This window comes from uncultured Paracoccus sp., from assembly GCF_947487305.1.
Taxonomy (GTDB): Bacteria; Pseudomonadota; Alphaproteobacteria; order Rhodobacterales; family Rhodobacteraceae; genus Paracoccus.
This window is the reverse complement of sequence record NZ_CANKWH010000014.1, coordinates 82,961-101,946: the sequence shown is the minus strand read 5'-3', so window position 1 is coordinate 101,946 and position 18,986 is coordinate 82,961. Positions and strand designations below refer to the sequence as shown.

17 protein-coding genes are annotated in these 18,986 nt (G+C 64.7%); 3 read left to right on the top strand and 14 right to left on the bottom strand.

Annotated elements, in window-relative coordinates; all coding sequences use genetic code 11:
- Positions 1-47 precede the first annotated feature (47 nt).
- From Q1A36_RS16030 to Q1A36_RS15965, 14 genes are all read right to left on the bottom strand, one after another.
- Positions 48-1,034, bottom strand: a complete 987-nt coding sequence (locus tag Q1A36_RS16030; RefSeq protein ID WP_299846285.1) for a hypothetical protein — start codon at positions 1,032-1,034, stop codon at positions 48-50.
- A gap of 1 nt (position 1,035) precedes the next feature.
- Complete coding sequence (gene flgK / locus Q1A36_RS16025; protein ID WP_299846283.1) at positions 1,036-2,493, bottom strand: flagellar hook-associated protein FlgK; 1,458 nt, start codon at positions 2,491-2,493, stop codon at positions 1,036-1,038.
- A 48-nt stretch (positions 2,494-2,541) separates the two neighbouring features.
- Positions 2,542-3,858, bottom strand: coding sequence for a flagellar hook-basal body complex protein (locus Q1A36_RS16020; protein WP_299846281.1), 1,317 nt, complete (start codon positions 3,856-3,858; stop codon positions 2,542-2,544).
- An 84-nt stretch (positions 3,859-3,942) separates the two neighbouring features.
- A complete protein-coding gene (locus Q1A36_RS16015; RefSeq protein ID WP_299846295.1) occupies positions 3,943-4,707 on the bottom strand; it encodes a flagellar motor protein MotB in 765 nt (254 codons plus the stop codon).
- A 92-nt stretch (positions 4,708-4,799) separates the two neighbouring features.
- Positions 4,800-6,020: a phenylacetate--CoA ligase family protein gene (locus Q1A36_RS16010; RefSeq protein ID WP_299846279.1), complete on the bottom strand. Its 1,221-nt coding sequence runs from the start codon at positions 6,018-6,020 to the stop codon at positions 4,800-4,802.
- A gap of 38 nt (positions 6,021-6,058) precedes the next feature.
- On the bottom strand, positions 6,059-6,880 hold the full coding sequence (locus Q1A36_RS16005; RefSeq protein WP_299846277.1) for an ABC transporter ATP-binding protein: 822 nt from the start codon (positions 6,878-6,880) through the stop codon (positions 6,059-6,061).
- Positions 6,881-6,936: 56 nt separating this feature from the next.
- Positions 6,937-8,223 (bottom strand): ABC transporter substrate-binding protein, encoded by a 1,287-nt coding sequence (locus Q1A36_RS16000; protein ID WP_299846275.1) that lies wholly within the window; start codon positions 8,221-8,223, stop codon positions 6,937-6,939.
- A gap of 53 nt (positions 8,224-8,276) precedes the next feature.
- Positions 8,277-9,353 (bottom strand): branched-chain amino acid ABC transporter permease, encoded by a 1,077-nt coding sequence (locus Q1A36_RS15995; protein WP_299846273.1) that lies wholly within the window; start codon positions 9,351-9,353, stop codon positions 8,277-8,279.
- A 138-nt stretch (positions 9,354-9,491) separates the two neighbouring features.
- Positions 9,492-10,478, bottom strand: a complete 987-nt coding sequence (locus Q1A36_RS15990; protein WP_299846293.1) for a branched-chain amino acid ABC transporter permease — start codon at positions 10,476-10,478, stop codon at positions 9,492-9,494.
- A gap of 21 nt (positions 10,479-10,499) precedes the next feature.
- Positions 10,500-11,324, bottom strand: a complete 825-nt coding sequence (locus Q1A36_RS15985) for an ABC transporter ATP-binding protein (protein WP_299846291.1) — start codon at positions 11,322-11,324, stop codon at positions 10,500-10,502.
- Between the two features lie 5 nt (positions 11,325-11,329).
- Positions 11,330-13,315 (bottom strand): AMP-binding protein, encoded by a 1,986-nt coding sequence (locus Q1A36_RS15980; protein WP_299846272.1) that lies wholly within the window; start codon positions 13,313-13,315, stop codon positions 11,330-11,332.
- 115 nt (positions 13,316-13,430) lie between these two features.
- A complete protein-coding gene (locus Q1A36_RS15975; protein WP_299846270.1) occupies positions 13,431-14,378 on the bottom strand; it encodes a DMT family transporter in 948 nt (315 codons plus the stop codon).
- Entirely contained in the window at positions 14,375-14,743 is a 369-nt protein-coding gene (locus Q1A36_RS15970; protein WP_299846268.1) for a DUF488 domain-containing protein, read from the bottom strand. Before Q1A36_RS15970 ends, Q1A36_RS15975 begins: the two co-directional genes overlap by 4 nt.
- Positions 14,744-14,813: 70 nt before the next feature.
- A complete protein-coding gene (locus tag Q1A36_RS15965; RefSeq protein ID WP_299846266.1) occupies positions 14,814-16,265 on the bottom strand; it encodes an aldehyde dehydrogenase family protein in 1,452 nt (483 codons plus the stop codon).
- Positions 16,266-16,466: 201 nt separating this feature from the next.
- Between Q1A36_RS15965 and Q1A36_RS15960 the strand changes: the two genes are divergently transcribed.
- Genes Q1A36_RS15960 through Q1A36_RS15950 form a run of 3 tightly spaced genes read left to right on the top strand, consistent with a single transcriptional unit; the run spans position 16,467 to position 18,941 of the window.
- Positions 16,467-17,123 (top strand): redoxin domain-containing protein, encoded by a 657-nt coding sequence (locus tag Q1A36_RS15960; protein ID WP_299846264.1) that lies wholly within the window; start codon positions 16,467-16,469, stop codon positions 17,121-17,123.
- 9 nt (positions 17,124-17,132) lie between these two features.
- Positions 17,133-18,008 (top strand): glycosyl transferase, encoded by an 876-nt coding sequence (locus tag Q1A36_RS15955; protein ID WP_299846262.1) that lies wholly within the window; start codon positions 17,133-17,135, stop codon positions 18,006-18,008.
- A gap of 24 nt (positions 18,009-18,032) precedes the next feature.
- A complete protein-coding gene (locus Q1A36_RS15950; RefSeq protein ID WP_299846260.1) occupies positions 18,033-18,941 on the top strand; it encodes a glycosyltransferase in 909 nt (302 codons plus the stop codon).
- Positions 18,942-18,986 lie beyond the last annotated feature (45 nt).

Sequence of the window (18,986 nt, the reverse complement as noted above, 5' to 3'; positions counted from 1 at the left end):
GGGTTGAGTTCCGCGACGGCGTCCGCCACATTCAAGCTGCCGCCTGATCAAGCGTCACCAACTTTCGAGCATATCTCCTCAAGTTGGGTCTCCACCTCGTGCAGGGCGGTCGAGGTTTCGAACGGATCCGCCGTCACCAGACCCGCGCGTCCGATCTGGACCACGGAGAGGGCATTGGCGTTTTCGCTGCCGAAGCGCTCGGTCAGCGCCTCCAGAAAACCAACCCGTCCCATCTCGTCTACGAGCCCGGCCTCATTCGTGATCAGCGCCGCGCTGCTGCGCTGTATGAGCGCCAGCCGCTCGGCGCCGGACGCCGCAAGGGCGGCGGAATCCGCGACGGCCGCCAGGGCAAGGGATGCCAGCAGCTCTCGAATGACCGGCGTTGCCGCGGTGGTGGTGAAGGCGATGCTGCGATCTTCGGAAATCTGTATCTGTCGAGGTTGGTCAATCGTCCCGCGATAGGCGAAGTCGAGAAAGCCGCCGGCACCGGGCGCTGCATCAAACCAGTCGGAAATGACCGTCGCAACCGCGTCAGCAGTGGTCAATCCGGTGGTCAGCAGCCCCAGTTCCGCAAGAATCGGCTCGGGTTCGATCAGCGGCGGAGTATCGGAATTCTGGCCGGCGAAGAGATGCAACCCGGCAACTTCCGTATTCAGCCGCCCGACGGCCGAGATGAAATGCCCGCGCGCCTCGGCCGCGCGCAAGGGTATGAAACCCGAGCTATCCGCCGGCGTGACCGAAAGCAGCGAGCCGCGCAAGGTCGCCGCATCGGCACGCAGGGCAGAAAGGACGTCCTGAGTGGCCGAGGCGATCGCACCGGCCTCGGCGCCCGTCTGCTGATACTGTGTCAGCTGGACGATCTGGCTTTCGTAATGGTTGAGCAGGACCGTATTGCCCGATAGACGCCCGGCGCGATCGGCGGTGATACCGCTCGACATCTCGCCGGTCAGGTCCTGCAACCTTTCGCGCAGGCGAGTGGTCTGGCTTCGCAAAACCAAGGCACGCGACTGATCGCCGACAGAGTTTATGGTCATGTTACACCTTCAGGATCGCGTTCATCATGTCGTCTATCGCCTGAATCACCCGGGCATTGGCGGCATAGGCCTGTTCGTATTGCAGAAGACGTTGCATCTCGCTGTCCGTATCCACGCCCTCGGCCATCAACCGTTCCGACAGGTTCGAAGCCCGTACGCCCCGTCGGGTCGCCTCGGCCTCGGCCGAGAGGCGACGGCTTGCCACCCGCGCTTCGAGATCGGCGGCAAGCCCGGGCGCATCATGGCGTCCGGTAAACGGACCGGGCGCGGTGACAGCCTGAACGGAGTCCAGCGCCTGGGCGAGCCGGGCGATCAGGTCGCCGTCGCCGACCGGGCCGGGCACGCCGACCTGCAGCCCGCTGCGCAAACGCCAGAGCGCACCGCCGGAGTCGGGCAGAACTGCCGGATTGATCTTGATCGTGCCTGCCAGGCCCAGTGCGGGAGGTGGAGCCGCTGCCAAACCATCATCGGTGAAGAGACCGGGCTGGCCCGAGGCCAGCGAGGGGTCGACCGCAGGATCTGCAAAGCGCCGATAGAGATCATGGGCCAGTGCATCCAGTTCCGTCTGGACCTGCGGCGCGTGGCTGTCGCGAATCGCGAAAGCAGCCCCCAACGATCCGCCGGTAAACAGCCTGAGCCTTTCACCCGACAACTCGTCGCCATTGAAAATCAGCCCGCTGACACCCCCGCTTCCGACCTGCATTCCCGGCGTCAGCACACCGACAGGGGCAAAAGACAGCCGCGCCGGTTCTAGCCCGTCCAGAAGCACCGCGCCCTCGGCGGTGAACAGCGCGATCCGGTCGAAGTCGCGCGGAACGGAGCGCGTCGGCACGATCTCGGCGATCCTGTCAACGAGGGCCTGGCGTTCGTCATGGAGCGCCGAGATATCCTGTCCGCCGGAGCTGAATGACGCGATCTGCCGGTTCAGATCGGCCACTTGTTCCAGCGCGGTCTGCAGGTTCCCCACCTGATGGCCGATGCTGATGTCGGCCTGGGTGCGGGCATTCTGGACTGTGCTCGACCCCGCATTCAGGCGGTCCGCGAGGCCGGCGGCGGTCTCGACCACATTGGCTAGACGCAGGTCGTCATCGGGACGAGCCGAGGCGGCGATCAGCGCCGATTCGAACTGTGTGAGCGCCGTACTGATCGCGCCGGCATCGCCCGGCAGGCCCACCGCATCCTCGACCTGGTTGAAGAAGACTGCCAGCGCGTCACCTTCACTGCGCGCGGCGAGCGCAATCCGCGTCTCGGACAGCAGCGCATCGTTGACCATGCGCCGGACACCATCGATGCGAACCCCGCCAGAGCCGGCATCCAGCACCTGTGTCGAGAGCGCAACCTCGCGCCGCGCATAGCCGGGGGTCATGACATTGGCGACATTGGCGGCGACTGTTTCGGTCCCACGCGCCGTCGCCGACAATCCCGACAGGGCGTTTGACAGGGCTCTTGCGATGCTCATGGCTCTGCGTTTCCTCCTGGGTCAGCTTGGCAGCGCGCTGTGGTCAGATCAGCGTTTGATGCTCGTGGTTTCCTGCAACATCTCGTCGACGGTCTGGATGACCTTGGCATTCGAGGAATAGGCGCGCTGGGTCTGGATCAGGTCGGTCAGCTCTGCGGCGACATCGGTATTCGAGGTTTCCATCGCATAGCCCTTGATCGATCCGGTCGGGCCATCACCCGCATCCCAGAGGAAGAACGAGCCGGAGGTCGGCGAAACCATGTAGGTCTGGGAATCGAGCGAGATCAGGCCGTTCTGGTTGGGGACATCGACCAGCGGCACCTGGCAGAGCGTCTTGATGAAGCCGGTGTCGTAGGTCGCGCGCATGAAGCCGTTCTCGTCGATCTCGACCGAGGTCAGGTTGCCGACGGGCGAGCCGTCCTTGGTGATGTTGGTCGGCGCGAAGCTGGTCGAGAGCTGTTTCAGGCGGGTGATCTCGCCCGGAATGCCGATTTCCAGATCGATCGACCCGCCCGCGACGTTCAGCATGATCTCGCCGGTCACCGGGTCGAACGGATCGCCGGATAAGGTGGTCACCGAGGCGATGTTGCCGCCGGACCCCTGAGTGTCGTCGAAGACGATCTGATAGGTGCCGAGAAGGTTGGTGGCGGGGTTCGAGGCCGAATCCCGGACCTCGACGGTCCAGGTGTTCGTCCGTCCGGCGACGGCTGTGGCATCGCGAATGAAGGTCAGGTTCAGCGACTCGGAGGCGCCCAGGTTGTCGAAATACTCGACCTGCAGTGTCAACGGTGCGCCGCTGGCCCCCACCGCCGTTTCCTGCGCGGGAAGGTTGACCCCCAGGGAGACTGCGGTAGTCGGGTCGCCGGACCCCTGGTTCGTCTCGATCCGCACCGGCTCCAACCCGCCAGCGGTATCGCGGGTAACCACCGGGATCGTACCGTCCGGCCGCGCCGGCCAACCCATCAGCACCAACCCGGAATCGGTGCGCATGATGCCATCGGCGTCCGCCCGGAACGAGCCCGTGCGGCACATCAACATCGGCAGATCGGAAAAGCCGTTGTCCAGGTCCACCGCCGAGGTGACCGGCAGCATCCCGCGGCCGGCGATGGCGATATCCATGGCATTCGTGGTTGTGACCAGCGCACCGTTCTGGTCGATGATCCGGCGGGTATTGGCATGGACGCCCCCGGCGGAATAGAGACCGGAGCTGCGGCTCTGATTCAACACCATCGATTCAAAGTCGGTTTCGACCCGCTTGTAGCCATAGGTGCCCGAATTGGCGATATTGTCAGAGATGGTCGCGAGTTTGGTCGAGTGTGCGGCCAGGCCGGACACGCCGGAGTTGAGGGCGGAGGACATCGACATGTTGACTGTTCCTTGCTTTCGCTGCTGGCCGAAGATTGACGCAAAGGCTTTAAGATTCGCCTAAGTTCGCGACAGCCCCCGAGCCTATCTGAGTAAAATCACCTCGATCCGGTTGTTCTCGGGCGCCATCGGGTTGATGTCGCGATTGCGGCGGTCGGCATATCCGGTGACCCGCTGGATCCGCTGATCGCCAAGACCTGCGCGCTGCAGCAGATTTCGCACCGCCTCGGCCCGTCCAGCAGACAGCGCCCAGACCGGCGAGGTGATCAGCGCCTCGGGATAGGAACGGACATGGCCTGCGACCGCGACCTGGTTGCGCAAACCGGTGATCGCGCCTGCAATCACGCTGGCCAGATCGCGCAGAATGGGCTGCGGCTGGTCACTGTCCTCGATGAACAGCGGCTCGCCGGTCAGGTCGGTCAGCTCGATGACCAAACCTTCGTCGGTCATCCGCGTGACGACATGTTTCAGCAGGTTCTTCATCTGCATGGACTCTGCCCCCAGCCCGTTCAGCTGGTTCTGCACCTGCCGCGCCACGGAATCGAAGGACGAGGACTTGGGCGTGCTTGCCAACTCGACCTCGACGGCGAGTTTCACCCCGATATCCGAGCCGTCACCCGAAGCACCGGGAACGCGGGCAAGGCTGGCATTGAAATAGTCGGCCAGCCCGTCCCGCTGCTGCTCGGTGGTGGCATTCAAGAGCCACATCAGCAGGAAGAAGGCCATCATCGCGGTGACGAAATCGGCATAGGCGACTTTCCAGGCGCCGCCATGATGGGCTTCGGCGCCACCGCCGGCCATCTGGCGAACGATGATCTTTGCCTTTTCCTTCTTGTCCTGCCCGGCCATCCCGCACCCGATCACCAAGATACAAGGGACAGCCTTGGCACAAATGCGGTTCAGAACAAGTTAACGGCTCAAATGCGCGGGATTAACGATGCTCAGTCATAGCTGCGACGGTCCTCGATGACCTTGCCGTCGTTCGGCAGACTGCCCGGCGGCACGATCTCGACCCGGCCCTTCAGCTTCAGCGTGTCCGACACAGAACCGGCGAAATCCTCGGCGGCACCGCCGGCTGCTTCCACCTGCACGGTCATCACATCCATCTCGCCATCGCGCTCGGCGATGACGCGGGCCCTGGCGATCTCGGGGTGGCGGGCCACCAGCGCGGCCACCTGTTCGGGGCGCACGAACATGCCCTTGATCTTGGTGGTCTGGTCGGCCCGGCCCATCCAGCCCTTGATGCGCATGTTGGTGCGGCCGCAGGGCGAGATGCCGGGCAGAACCGCCGACAGATCGCCGGTGGCGAAGCGGATCAGGGGGTAATCCGGGTTCAGCGTCGTCACCACGACCTCACCCACCTCGCCCTCGGGCACCGGGTCGCCGGTGCCGGGGCGGACGATCTCGACGATCACGCCCTCGTCCACCACCATTCCGTCCATTGCATCGGTCTCATAGGCAATGCTGCCGAGATCAGCGGTGGCATAGCTTTGCAGCGTCGCGATACCACGATCAGCATAATAGCTGCGCAGCGAGGGAAACAGCGCCCCACCGCCGACCACGGCGCGGGCGATCGCCAGCCGCTCGCCCATCTGGTCGGCCTTTTCGAGGATCACCTTGAGGAAATCCGGCGTGCCGGCATAGACCGAGGTGCCGATATCGACGGCGGCGCGGACCTGCTGTTCGGTCTGGCCGGTGCCGGCGGGCAGCACGGCGGCATCGACGGCGCGGGCGGCGCTGTCGAACATCATGCCGGCGGGGGTCAGGTGATAGCCAAAGCAGTTCTGCACGATATCGCCGCGCCCGACGCCGGCGGCATGGAGGAAGCGGCCGAGCCGCCACCAGTCGCCCTCGCGCCGGCCGGGCTCATAGATCGGGCCGGGGCTCTGGAAGATATGGTCGAACTCGGCGGCGACGCGGGTGGTGAAGCCACCAAAGGGCGGGGTCTTCGACTGCGCCGCCGACAGCTCGGACTTGCGGATCACCGGCAGCCGCGCCAGCGCCGCGCGGTCCGTGACCTGATCGGGCTCGACATCGCGCAGAAGCCGCGCCAGCGCCGGCGCCGTCCGGGCGCGCGAGATCGCTGCCGGCAGCGCCTCGGCCAGCGCCTCTTCCCGCTCCGCAGGGTCGCGGATCTCCAGATCGTCGTAATAGCCGGCCATGGGCAATCCTGTAGGCTGAAGGGAAAGGGTCGGGCGGATCAGGCCAGCCAGCGCTTGCGGCGGCGATAGCTGCGCACGTCGCGGAACGACTTGCGGCCCTCATCGGACATGCCGAGATAGAATTCCTTGACGTCCGGGTTCTCGCGCAGCGCATCGGCCGGCCCGTCCATCACTACGCGGCCGCTTTCGAGGATATAGCCGTAATGGGCAAAGCGCAGGGCGACGTTGGTGTTCTGCTCGGCCAGAAGGAAGGTCACGCCCTCGCCCTCGTTCACCGCCTTGACGATCTCGAAGATCTGCTCGACTAGCTGCGGGGCAAGGCCCATGGACGGCTCGTCCAAGAGGATGGTCTCAGGCCGGCTCATCAGCGCGCGGCCCATGGCCACCATCTGTTGCTCCCCCCCGGAAGTATAGCCAGCCTGAGATCGCCGCCGTTCCCGCAGACGGGGAAAGTAGTCATAGACCATCTCGAGATCCCTCTTCACCGCTGCCGCCCCGTCGCTGCGGGTATAGGCGCCGGTCAGCAGGTTTTCCTCGACGGTCAGGTGTTCGAAGCAATGGCGGCCCTCCATCACCTGGATGACGCCCTTCTTCACCAGCGCCGCCGGGTTCAGATCGGCCACCCGCTCGCCGCGATAGGTGATGCTGCCCTTGGTGACGGCCCCACGTTCCGAGGCCAGAAGGTTCGAGATCGCCTTCAGCGTGGTGGTCTTGCCGGCGCCATTGCCGCCCAGAAGCGCGGTGATGCCGCCCTTCGGGACCGTCAGGCTGACGCCCTTCAGGACGAGGATGACGTGATTGTAGATCACCTCGATATTGTTGACTTCCAGCAGCGTCTCGCTGTTTTCGGCGTCGAACATGGCGGCCTCTCGGATTGTGAAACCCCGGCGACGGCCAGCGCCGCCGGGGACATAGATCAGCAGTCGCGCGGGGTGATCCCGGCTTCCTTGGCATAGGCCTCGCTATCCTCGAGGATCAGCGGGGCGAGGACTTCCTGGTCCGGCTCGGTGAACTCGGTGATCAGGTTCCATTTCTTCGCCTCGGCATCCCATTGCTGCATCCGGGCCATGCCGCTGCCGCCATGGTTATCGCAGGTCATCTTGATCTCGGGACCGAAGTCCGGCAGGCCAAGCTCGGCCAGGCGATCGGGCGTGATGTCGAGCTGCTCGAAGCCGTCGCGCAACTGCGTGGGCGTGATGGCCGAGGTGCCGGCCAGTTCCTGCGCCTTGCGGATCGCCTCGGCGATGACGACGGCGGCATACATGCCGCGCGAATAGACCGCCGAGCCGACATGCGGACCGCCCTGGCTTGCCTTGCCCGGATCGATCACATGGGTCTTCAGATCGTCATAGATCGGGTAATCCATGCCGACGCCGTTGAAGGTCACAGACTTGTAGCCATTGGCGCCCGCACCGGCCGGGGTCACGTCGATCTCGGACCCCGCCCACCAGATGCCGATGAAGTTTTCCATCGGGAAACGGATATTCGCGGCCTCCTGGATGGCGACCTGGTTCATCACGCCCCAGCCCCACATCAGCACGAAATCCGGCTTGTCGCGGCGGATCTGCAGCCATTGCGACTTCTGCTCCTGCCCCGGAGCCTCGACCGGGATCTCGGTCAGCGAGAAGCCGTGTTTCTTGGCCAGTTCCTGCAGGGTGCGGATCGGCTCCTTGCCATAGGCCGAGTTGTGATAGACCAGCGCGATCTTCTTGCCGTTCAGGTCGCCGCCGTTCTGGTCGAGCAGGTATTTGATGGCGATGGACGCCCCATCCCAATAGTTCGCGGGCGCGTTGAACACCCATTCGAACACCTTGCCGTTCTTGGCCGAGGTCCGGCCGTAGCCCGGGGTGTAAAGCGGGATCTTGTCGACAGAGACTTTCGGGATCAGCTGGTAGGTGATGCCGGTCGACAGCGGGTTATAGACCAGCGCGCCCGAGCTTTTGGTGGACTCGTAGCATTCCACGCCCTTCTCGGTGTTATAGGCCGTCTCGCACTCCGGCACCTGGATCTTCTCGCCGCCGATCCCGCCGTCACGCTCGTTCAACAGTGTGAAGTAATCGTTGAAGCCATCGGCATACTGGGTGCCGTTCGCGCCGTAAGGACCGGTGCGATAGGAAAGGTTCGGCACCACCAGATCGGCCAGGGCCGGGGCCGCGGCCATCAGGCCGGCCGCGACCAGAGCGGCGAATTTCAGGGTCTTCATCCGAGGTTTCCTCCCATTTGGATGTATGTCCGGTTGTCCGGTTCTTGCAGTAATCAATGCGGGAACGGCCAGAGTCGCAGCTTTTCCTTGGCCAGTGCCCAGAGCCGCGCCAGCCCGTGCGGCTCGACGATCAGGAAGACGATGATCAGCGCGCCGACGATCATCAACTCGATATGGGCGGCGAGGTCGGTGGGCCAGCCAAGGCTGCCGACCAGAACGTTCTTCAGGAAGACCGGCAGCAGCACCATGAAGGCCGCGCCCGCGAAGCTGCCGAAGATGCTGCCCAAGCCCCCGATGATGATCATGAAGAGGACGAGGAAGCTCTTGTTGATGCCAAAGGCCTCGCCCACTTCCGCCGCGCCGAGATAGACCGAGAACAGCAGCGCCCCGGCAATGCCCACGAAGAAGGACGAGATCGCGAAGGCCGAGAGCTTCGCCGTCAGCGGGTTCACCCCGATGATCTCGGCGGCGATGTCCATGTCGCGGATGGCCATCCATTTGCGCCCCAGCGTGCCGCGGGTCAGGTTGCGCGCCAGCCAGGCGAGGACGAAGACGAAGCAGAGGCAGATCAGGTATTTCGCCGGTGCACTGGTGGCCGGGCCGGTAACGGCCATGCCCAGCACCGTGCGCTCGGGCGCGGTGATCTGGCCCGAGGCCGAGTAGTTGTAGAACCACGGCACCTTGTTGAAGAGCCAGACCAGAAAGAACTGCGCCGCCAGTGTCGCAACGGCGAGGTAGAAGCCCTTGATCCGAAGGCTCGGCAGACCGAACAGCATCCCGACGATGGCGGTGATGCCGCCCGCCAGGAGGATATGGATGACAATGCTGACATCGGGAAAGGCGGTCATCAGCTTGTAGACCGCATAGGCCCCTACCGCCATGAACCCGCCGGTGCCAAGGCTGACCTGCCCGGCATAGCCGGTCAGGATGTTCAGCCCCAGAGCCGCAATGGCATAGATCAGGAACGGCACCAGAACCGCATTGGCCCAGTAGTCGTTGATCAGGAAGGGCACGACCAGGAAGGCCACCGCAACCAGCGCGTAATATCCCCAGCGATCCAGCCGGATCGGAAAGGTCTGCCCGTCCGAGCGATAGCCCGTCTTGAAATCGCCCGCCTCACGATAAAGCATCGTGCTCCCCTTCCCGCAATCTGTTGCTGCCGGGGTTTTCCACCCCCGCACCCCCGGAGGATATTTCCGCCAAGATGAAAGCGCCGGGCTTCATCCTGGTCCAAATATCCCCGCCGGAGGCATCGATCCTTTGCATCGTCACACCCGCTCGATGATCTTCTCGCCGAACAGGCCCTGCGGCCGGAAGACGAGGAACAGAAGCGCCAGCACATAGGCGAACCAGTTCTCGGTCGCGCCGCCGACCATCGGGCCGATCCAGAATTCGAACAGCTTCTCGCCGACGCCGACGATCAGCCCGCCGACGATGGCGCCGGGGATCGAGGTGAAGCCGCCCAGCATCAGGACCGGCAGCGCCTTCAGCGCGATCAGCGACAGGCTGAACTGCACACCCGACTTGGTGCCCCACATGATGCCCGCGACCAGCGCCACGAAACCGGCGATGGACCAGACCATGATCCAGATGAATTGCAGGCTGATTCCCACCGACAGCGCCGCCTGATGGTCATCGGCCACGGCGCGCATGGCCCGGCCCTGCTTGGTATATTGCGAGAAGGCCACCAGCGCCGCCACCAGCACCGCCGCGATGATCGTGGCCCAGATGTCCAGCCGGTCGATGAAGAAGCCATAGCCGAACCAGTTGGCCGTGGTCGCCTCGACCGCGTCGGAAATCCCCTGCGGCAATCCGACATCCAGCGTCTTGATATCGGCGCCCCACATCACGTCGCCAAAGCCCTCGAGGAAATAGGCCAGCCCGATCGTCGCCATGAAGAGGATGATCGGCTCCTGCCCGACCAGATGCTGCAGCACCAGTTTCTCGATCAGCCAGGCGAGCGCGATCATCACCACCGCCGTCAGCAGGATCGCCAGCACCGAGGGCAGCGTCCAGCCGAAGCTTTCCAGATGGGTGCCGAAGATGGCGTTGATGAGATGGCGGAAGGGCACCTGCCCCTGCTGGATGCCCACCAGCGTCAGCGCCGCGAAAAGCGCCATGACGCCCTGCGCATAGTTGAACACGCCCGAGGCCTTGTAGATCAGCACGAAGCCAAGCGCGACCAGCGAATACATCACCCCGGTCATCAGACCGTTCACCAGCACCTCGGATGCAAAGATCAACTGGTCCATCAGGCAGCCCTCCGGTTGTTCGCGTCAGTCATGGGCGACCCCCAGATAGGCATCGATGACTTCCTGATTGTTGCGCACCTCGTCCGGGGTGCCGTCGCCGATCTTGCGGCCGTAATCCATGACCACCACCCGGTCGGAAAGGTCCATGACCACGCCCATGTCATGCTCGATCAGCGCGATGGTGGTGCCGAATTCGTCGTTCACGTCGAGGATGAAGCGGGACATGTCCTCCTTCTCCTCGACATTCATCCCGGCCATCGGCTCGTCCAGAAGCAGAAGGCCCGGTTCGGCCGCCAGCGCGCGGGCGAGTTCCACCCGCTTCTTCAACCCGTAAGGCAGCCGGCCCACCGGCGTCTTGCGGATGTTCTGGATCTCGAGGAAGTCGATGATCCGCTCGACCGCCGCGCGGTTCTCGATCTCCTCGCGCTCGGCCGCGCCCCACCAGATCGCCTGGCTCAGGAACCCGGCCTTCATCCGGTTCAGCCGCCCGGTCATGATGTTGTCCAGAACCGACATGCCGTCGAAGAGCGCGATGTTCTGGAAGGTGCGGGCAATGCCAAGGCGCGCCACCTCATAGGGTTTCATCGGCCCGCGCTTCTCGCCCTTGAACCAGACCTCGCCCTCCTGCGGGACATAGAAGCCCGAGATGACGTTCAGCATCGAGGACTTGCCGGCGCCGTTCGGCCCGATGATCGCCCGGATCTCGCCCTGCCGGATGTCGAAGCTTATGTTCTTGATCGCCTCGACGCCGCCAAAGCGCAAGGTGATCCCCTTGAGGTCCATCAGCACGCCGCCGATCTGGCGGCCATCGGCGGTCACATAGCCCTCGGCGGCGGTGGTCGTCTGCATTTCCGTCATTCCGCCGCCACCTTCTGCTGCAGGGCCTCGCCAAAGACCTGCGCATCCTCGATTTGCAGCGTGGCCTTGATATGCCCCTTGCGACCGTCCTCATAGGTAACTTCGGTCTCGGTATAGACGGTCGGCGAGCCGTCATAGAGCGCGCTGACCAGATCGGCGAATTTCTCGTTGATGACCGAACGGCGCACCTTGCGGGTGCGGGTCATCTCGCCATCATCGGGATCCAGTTCCTTGTGCAGGACCAGGAAGCGGTGGACCTGGCAGCCCGACAGCATCGGATCCTCGGCCACCGAACGGTTGACCTCCTCAACATGGCTCTTGATCGTCGCATAGACCTGCGGATGGGCGGCCAGCTCCTGGTAGCTGGCATAGGCGATGTTGTTGCGCTCGGCCCAGTTCCCCACGGCGCCCAGGTCGATGTTGATCATCGCCGTGCAGTAGGCGCGGCCATTGCCGATCACCACGGCCTCGAGAATGTTGGGATAGAACTTCAGCTTGTTCTCGACATATTTGGGCGCAAACATCCGGCCATCGGCCATCTTGCCCACGTCCTTGGCGCGATCGATGATGCGCAGATGCCCGGTCCCCTCCTCGAAGAAGCCGGCATCCCCCGTGGCCACCCAGCCCTCGGCATCCTTGGTCGAGGCGGTGCTGTCGGGATTGTTGTAATATTCGACGAAGGTGCCCGGGCTGCGATAGAAGACCTCGCCATTCTCGGCAATCTTCAACTCCACCCCCGGCGAAGGCACGCCCACCGTATCCGAGCGCACCTGCCCGTCGGGCTGTTGGGTGATGAAGACCGAAGCCTCGGTCTGGCCGTAAAGCTGTTTCAGGTTGATCCCGAGGCTGCGGTAGAAATCGAAGATCTCGGGCCCGATCGCCTCGCCCGCCGTATAGCCGACGCGGATGCGCGAATAACCCAGCGTGTTCTTCAGCGGGCCATAGACGAAGAGATTGCCAAGCGCATAGGCCAGCCGGTCGCCAAAGCCCACGGTCTCGCCATCGAGGATCGCCGGGCCGACGCGGCGCGCGACCTTCATGTAATGGTCGAACAACCATTTCTTGAACCGGCCGGCATCCTCCATGCGGATCATCACATTGGTCAGCTGGCCTTCGAAGACGCGCGGCGGGGCGAAGAAATAGGTCGGCCCGATCTCGCGCAGGTCGGTCATCATCGTATGCGCGCCCTCGGGGCAGTTCACGGTGAAACCCGACCAGATCGCCTGCCCCATCGAGAAGATGAAATCACCGACCCAGGCCATTGGCAGATAGGCCAGAACCTCCTCGCCCTCGGTCAGATGGTCGAAATCGGCGGTGTTCTTCGAGGTCTCGATGATATTGCGCGACGACAGGACCACGCCCTTGGGCTTGCCGGTCGTGCCGCTGGTGTACAGCATGACGCAGGTATCGTCATAGCCGAGGCCGGCAATGCGGGCATCCAGTTCCGGCCCCAGACGGGTCTCGGCGGCGCGGCCCTCGGCCTGCACATGGGCCAGCGCGTTCATGTGGGAATGGTCGTATTTCCGCATCCCGCGCTTGTCGGTATAGACGATCTGCTCGATGGTCTGCGGCGCATCGGGCATCGACTGCACCTCGAGCACCTTGTCCACCTGCTCCTGATCGCCGCAGATGACAAAGCGCGCGCCGCTATGGCCCAGCACATAGGCCATCTCTTCGGCCACCGCGTCCTGATAGAGCGGCACGGGAACGGCGCCACACATCTGCGCGGCGATCATCGACCAGTAATGCGCGGGGCGGTTGCGACCGATGACGGCGACATGATCGCCGGGTTTCAGGCCCAGAACGAGGAAACCGAGCGCGATGGCCCGCACCTCTTCGGCGGTCTCGGCCCAGGTCCAGCTTTGCCAGACCCCGAACTCCTTTTCGCGATAGGCGGGCCTGGCGCCCATACGGGCCGCATTCCGCGCCAGAAGCGCAGGGATCGATTCTGCCTCGCCCGCAGGCGATTGCCGGTCCGTCATGCGTCCTCCCCAGTCGCGTCGCGTTCCTTGTTGCGGAACTTCGCCGCCAATCATTGCCCCAGTTTTTCGGAAATCCAACGAAATGTTACAGCCGCCCGGGCTGCTGCAAACCGACCTAGCGGCGGGGCTCGGGCGAAGCGATTTCGCTGGCGATGACGGCGCCGGCGTCAATGTCGGCGCCGGTCTCGGCCAGCACCGCCTCGGCGCGACGATTGCGCGCCTCGCTGCGCATGGCGGTGAAATTCGCGGTGAAGATGATCACCGCACCGATGAAGACGGCGGCGCTGATCGGCTCGTCATAAAGCAGCCAGCCGATCACCGCGATCAGCGGCACGCGCAGGAAATCGATGGGAATGGCGATCGAGGCATCCATGACCCTCAGCGCCTGCGCCATGGTGTAATGCGCCGTCAGCGCGGTGATGCCAACCATCAGCATCCAGGGCAGATCACCCCAGCCCGGCGCCACCCAGCCACCGCGCAAGGCCAGAAGCGCCAGCCCCATCGGCAATTGCATCAGCACCATCCAGACGACGATGATCTGCGGCGAGGAATGACGGGTCAGACGTTTGACGAACACCGTCGAGGCACCATAACCCGCCGCCGCCAGCAACACGACAAAGGCCGCCGGATCGATGATCGCGGCACCCGGACGCAGCACGATCAAGACGCCGATGAAGCTGACGGCCATGGCGATGATCCGCGCCCGGCCGATACGCTCGCCCAAGGCCGCCCAGGCAAAGATCGCCACCCAGATCGGCATGGTGAATTCCAGCGCAAAGACCTCGGCCAAAGGCATCAGCGCCACGCCAAGCGTCCAGCAATATTGCGCCCCGAAATGCACCAGATTGCGCAGCCCGTGCAGGCGGATATCGCGCATCTGCCGAAGCTCGGGCAACAGGTGCCGCGCCAGGATCAGCACCACCACCAGCCCGACCAGCGAGCGGATGACGAGGATCTGCGCGATGGACATGGTATCGGCCAGCTCGCGCGAACCGATGGCCATGCCGATGAACGAGGCCAGGCAGCCCATCATCCAGAGGATGCCCGCGCCCATGCCGCTCATCGCTGACCCAGCAGCAGATCGCGCAGCACCACCGCCTCGTTATGCAGCCGGTCGCGCGCGCCATAGACCAGCGTCACCACGCCCTGCCGCGCCAGATCGCGCAGCTGATCCAGTTCTGTCTGATGGCCCCGCAACTCGGCACGGTAGCGGGTCTGGAACTCGGCCCATTTCGCCGGCTCATGCCCGAACCATTCGCGCAAGGCGGTGCTGGGTGCGATCTCCTTCATCCAGTCGCTCAGCGCCGCGCGCTCCTTGCTGACGCCACGCGGCCAGAGCCGGTCAACCAGGATCCGCGTGCCATCCTCCGGTGAGGCCGGATCGTAGGCGCGCTTCAACAGCACATGCGAGGCCGGAATCTCACCCATTTCACCTGGCTCAAATATCCTGCGGGGGGTGCGGGGGGCACAAAACCCCCCGCGATTATCACACGCCCTGTCAGGCGTCCTGATCCCAGCCCGAGATCGCCTTGCTGTCCATGAACTCTTCCAGCCCGGCGACGCCGCCCTCGCGCGCGCGGCCCGAGGCCTTGACCCCGCCGAAGGCCGAACCCCGGCCACGACCGACGCCGTTCATCTCGACCATGCCCGAGCGCAGCTTGCGCGCCAGCCGGTTGCGCCGCGCGCCGTCCTGCGTCTGCACGTAGTTGGTCAGGCCATAGATCGTGTCATTGGCGATGCCGACCGCCTCTTCCTCGCTGTCGAAGGGGATGATCGTCAGCACCGGGCCAAAGATCTCCTGCCGGGCGATGGCCATGTCGTTGTTCACATCGGCAAAGACCGTGGGGCGGACGAAATAGCCGCGGTTTACCCCCTCGGGCAGACCCGGACCGCCGGCCACCAGCCGCGCGCCCTCGTCGATGCCCTGCTGGATCAGCCCCTGGATCTTCTCCCATTGCTGCTTGCTGACCACCGGCCCGATATGGCGGCCCGGCTCATGCGCCGACCCGACCGGAGTCTCCGCCGCAACCTTGGCCGCCACTTCCACGGCCTTGTCATAGACCGACCGCTCGACCAGCATGCGGGTCGGCGCGTTGCAGGACTGGCCACTGTTGTAGAAGACATGGCGGACGCCGCGCGTCACCGCCTTCTCGTCGGCATCGGCAAAGACCAGGTTCGCGCCCTTGCCGCCCAGTTCCAGCGCCACCTTCTTCACCGTATCGGCCGCGGCCTTGGTGATGGCGATGCCGGCGCGGGTCGAGCCGGTGAAGCTGATCATGTCCACATCCGGATGGGTCGACATCTGCGTGCCCACGCCCAGACCGTCGCCGTTGACCATGTTGAATACGCCCGGCGGGAAGCCGGCCTCGTCCACCATCTCGGCAAAGACGATGGAACTCAGCGGCGCGATTTCGGAGGGCTTCAACACCACGGTATTCCCGGCCAGCAGCGCCGGCGTCACCTTCAGCGCCACCTGGTTCATCGGCCAGTTCCACGGTGTGATCAGCCCGACCACGCCCACCGGCTCCCAGGCCACCATGCTCGAGGGTGCATGATCCCCCAGCGGTCGGATGAACTCGAAATTGCGGAAGGCGTCGATGAAGGTTTCGATGTGGAAGCTGCCGGCCTGCGCCTGGTCGCCCTCGGACATGTCGGCGGGGGCGCCCATCTCGGCGCTGATCGCCAGCGCCATGTCCTTGTTGCGGCGCTTGTAGATCTCCAGCAGTTTCTCGACCAGCGCCAGACGCTCGGCCGGCGGGGTAGCCGACCATGCCGGGAAGGCGGCCTTGGCGGCGGCGACGGCGGCATCGGTATCGGCCTGATCGCCGAGGCTGATGATCGCCACCGGCTCTTCCGTCGTCGGGTCGATGACCTCGAGATCGGCGGCGCGGGCGGGGTTCACCCATTCGCCATTGATGTAGAATTTGCGCTTGTCCTGAAGCTCGGCCATGACGCCCTCCTGTCTTGCGGTTGCCTGTGAACCTGACACCGGGCTTTTCCACCTTCAAGGCCGATCCGCCCGGCAGATTGCCCGATCTGCAATCATTCAGCCGCCCGTTTAATCACGACATGTATAGTCGTGAAATGGGGCTGGCATTTCCCGCGTTCTCGCCTATGTTCCTATAAGGCACCCAATCCGAAAGGACTCCGCATGTCCCTGCGCATCAACGACATCGCCCCCGATTTCACCGCCGATTCGACCGAAGGTGAGATCCATTTCCACGACTGGCTGGGCGACAGCTATGGCATCATCTTCAGCCACCCGCGCGATTTCACCCCGGTCTGCACCACCGAATTCAGCGCCGTAGCGCAGCTGGTGCCGGAATTCGAGGCGCGTGGCACCAAGGTTCTCGGCGTTTCGGTCGATTCGGTCGAGGATCACGGCAAGTGGAAGCGCGATATTGAGACCGTCGCCGGCGTGCCGGCGAATTTCGCCATCATCGATGACAGTTCGCTGACCGTGGCCAAGGCCTATGACATGCTGCCCGCCGATTACTACCTGCCGACCGAGGGTCGCACCCCGGCGCACTCGGCCACCGTGCGCAGCGTGTTCATCATCGGCCCGGACAAGAAGGTCCGGCTGACCATGACCTATCCCATGTCCATCGGCCGCAACTTCGCGGAAATCCTGCGGGCGCTCGATGCGGTGCGCAAGACCGACGGCGTGCCGCTGGCGACGCCCGCCAACTGGGTGCCGGGTCAGGACGTGATCGTGGCGCTGGCGCTGGACGATGCCGCGGCCGAGGCGAAATACGGCACGCTCGACAAGAAGCTGCCCTATCTGCGCTTTGCCAAGGACCCGGCCTGATCGCCGGTCGTGGCCCGCTCTGACCGGCCACTGTCGCGAAAGCTGATCCGGCTGGGGTTTCAGGCGATGGGGCGCAGCCGCGCCCATCGCCAGGACCTCTGGCCGGGTCTCGCCATCGACCGCGCCAGCGGCCGGGTCCTCTGGCGCGGACGGTCGATGTTCACTCTGTCCGCGCCGGTCGCGATCATCCCGGCGAACCGGCCGCTGATCGCGGTGGTCGGCTCCGGCCCGTCACTCAAGACCCAACGGGTCGAGGCGCTTGGCGATGGCACCGCCATCCTGTGCAACGGCGCAGCCAGCCTGTCCGGCCGCATCCGTCCGCTTGCCGTCGCGGTCGAGGACGAGCGCTTCGTCTTCCGCCACCACGCCATGCTGGCCGCCCTGCCCCGCGACATCCCGCTGCTTCTGTCGCCCGCCGCCATCCGGGCCTGGGCCGAGCACGACCCGGGTTCACTGGAAAACCGCCAGATCGCCCTGATCGAAAACCTCGAGCGCCCGCTTGGAGGTCCCCGCCGCCCGCTCTCGGACCCGGCGCTGCGCGATATCGTGCTGCGCGGCCATCGCGGCGCGCTGTCGCTGGCCCCCGATCAAGGCGTGGTAATTACCGGCACGGTCGCCTTCTCGGCCGTGCAATTCGCACTGGCTGCCGCGCCCCGGCAGATCCTGTTGGCCGGGATCGACCTGACCAATGATGCCGAACCGCGGTTTTACGAGGGCAACGATACTGCACCCTCAGGCCTTTCGGCGGGGATCGAGCGGATCCTGGCGGGGTTCGGACTGGCACGCGAGGCGGCAGCACGGCGCGATATCGCGATCACTTGCGCCTCGCCGGTTTCGGCGCTGCTTGGCTTGGGATATCCCCTTGATGACTCGCTGACCCCCTAGAGCATTTCACCGGAAAAGGGCGCCATGACTGCCACCACGACAACCAGCCCGCCCGCCTGCCAGATCGTCTTCGTCACCGATCGCGGATTGCTGCGTCCTACCTTGGTCGCGATCTGGAGTCTGCTGCGTCACCTGTCGCGCCCCGCTGATCTGCATCTCTGGGGAGACGGTCTTGGCGACGCGGACTGGCAGGCCGTTCACCGCGTGGTTGAGACCGGCGGCAAAGCATCCATGCACTCTCGCGCCATCGACCCGGCGGAACTGGCAGGGGCCGGCGGCCCTGCCGCGCATATCTCGGCCGCCGCGATGGGTCGGCTGTTCATCCCGCGCCATCTGTCGGGTCGCGTGCTCTATATCGACGGCGACACGCTGATCACGGGCGATGTCGCACCCCTGTTCGATTTGCCGCTGTTACCCGGCGAACGCATCGGTGCCGCGCGTGACTATGTGACCGCGGAATGGCTGGCGGGAGGCCGCCTGAACGACCGCCGCAGGCAGCGTCTTGCGGCGCTGGAAAAGCACATGGACCCGCGTGGCTATTTCAACTCCGGCGTCCTCTTGATGGATTGCGATGCCATCCGGGCCGAGCCCGACCTGCAAGCGCGGCTGGAGGATGTCGCCGCCGCGACCGCGACGGACTGGGGCGATCAGGACCACCTGAATTTCCTGTTCTCGGGCCGCACGCATCTGCTGAACCCCGCCTGGAACTCGTCCTGGCAGCGCAGCCCGGCACAGCGTCGCTTTGCCAAGAAGCTCGGCGGCGGAGCGGAGGAAACCCGCGACCTGCCCGACGCGATCATCCATTACCACGGCCCGAAGAAGCCCTGGAAGGCGCCGCGCTATGACCTGTGGTCGGCCCGCGCTCGGGCGGTTCTTCGCTATCGCAGGGAACTCGGCAGCTTCATCGCCGCATTCCCCGACCTCGCACCCTGAAGCCGACGGCATCGCCAATGCAAAAGCCCCGGCGCTCAGGCCGGG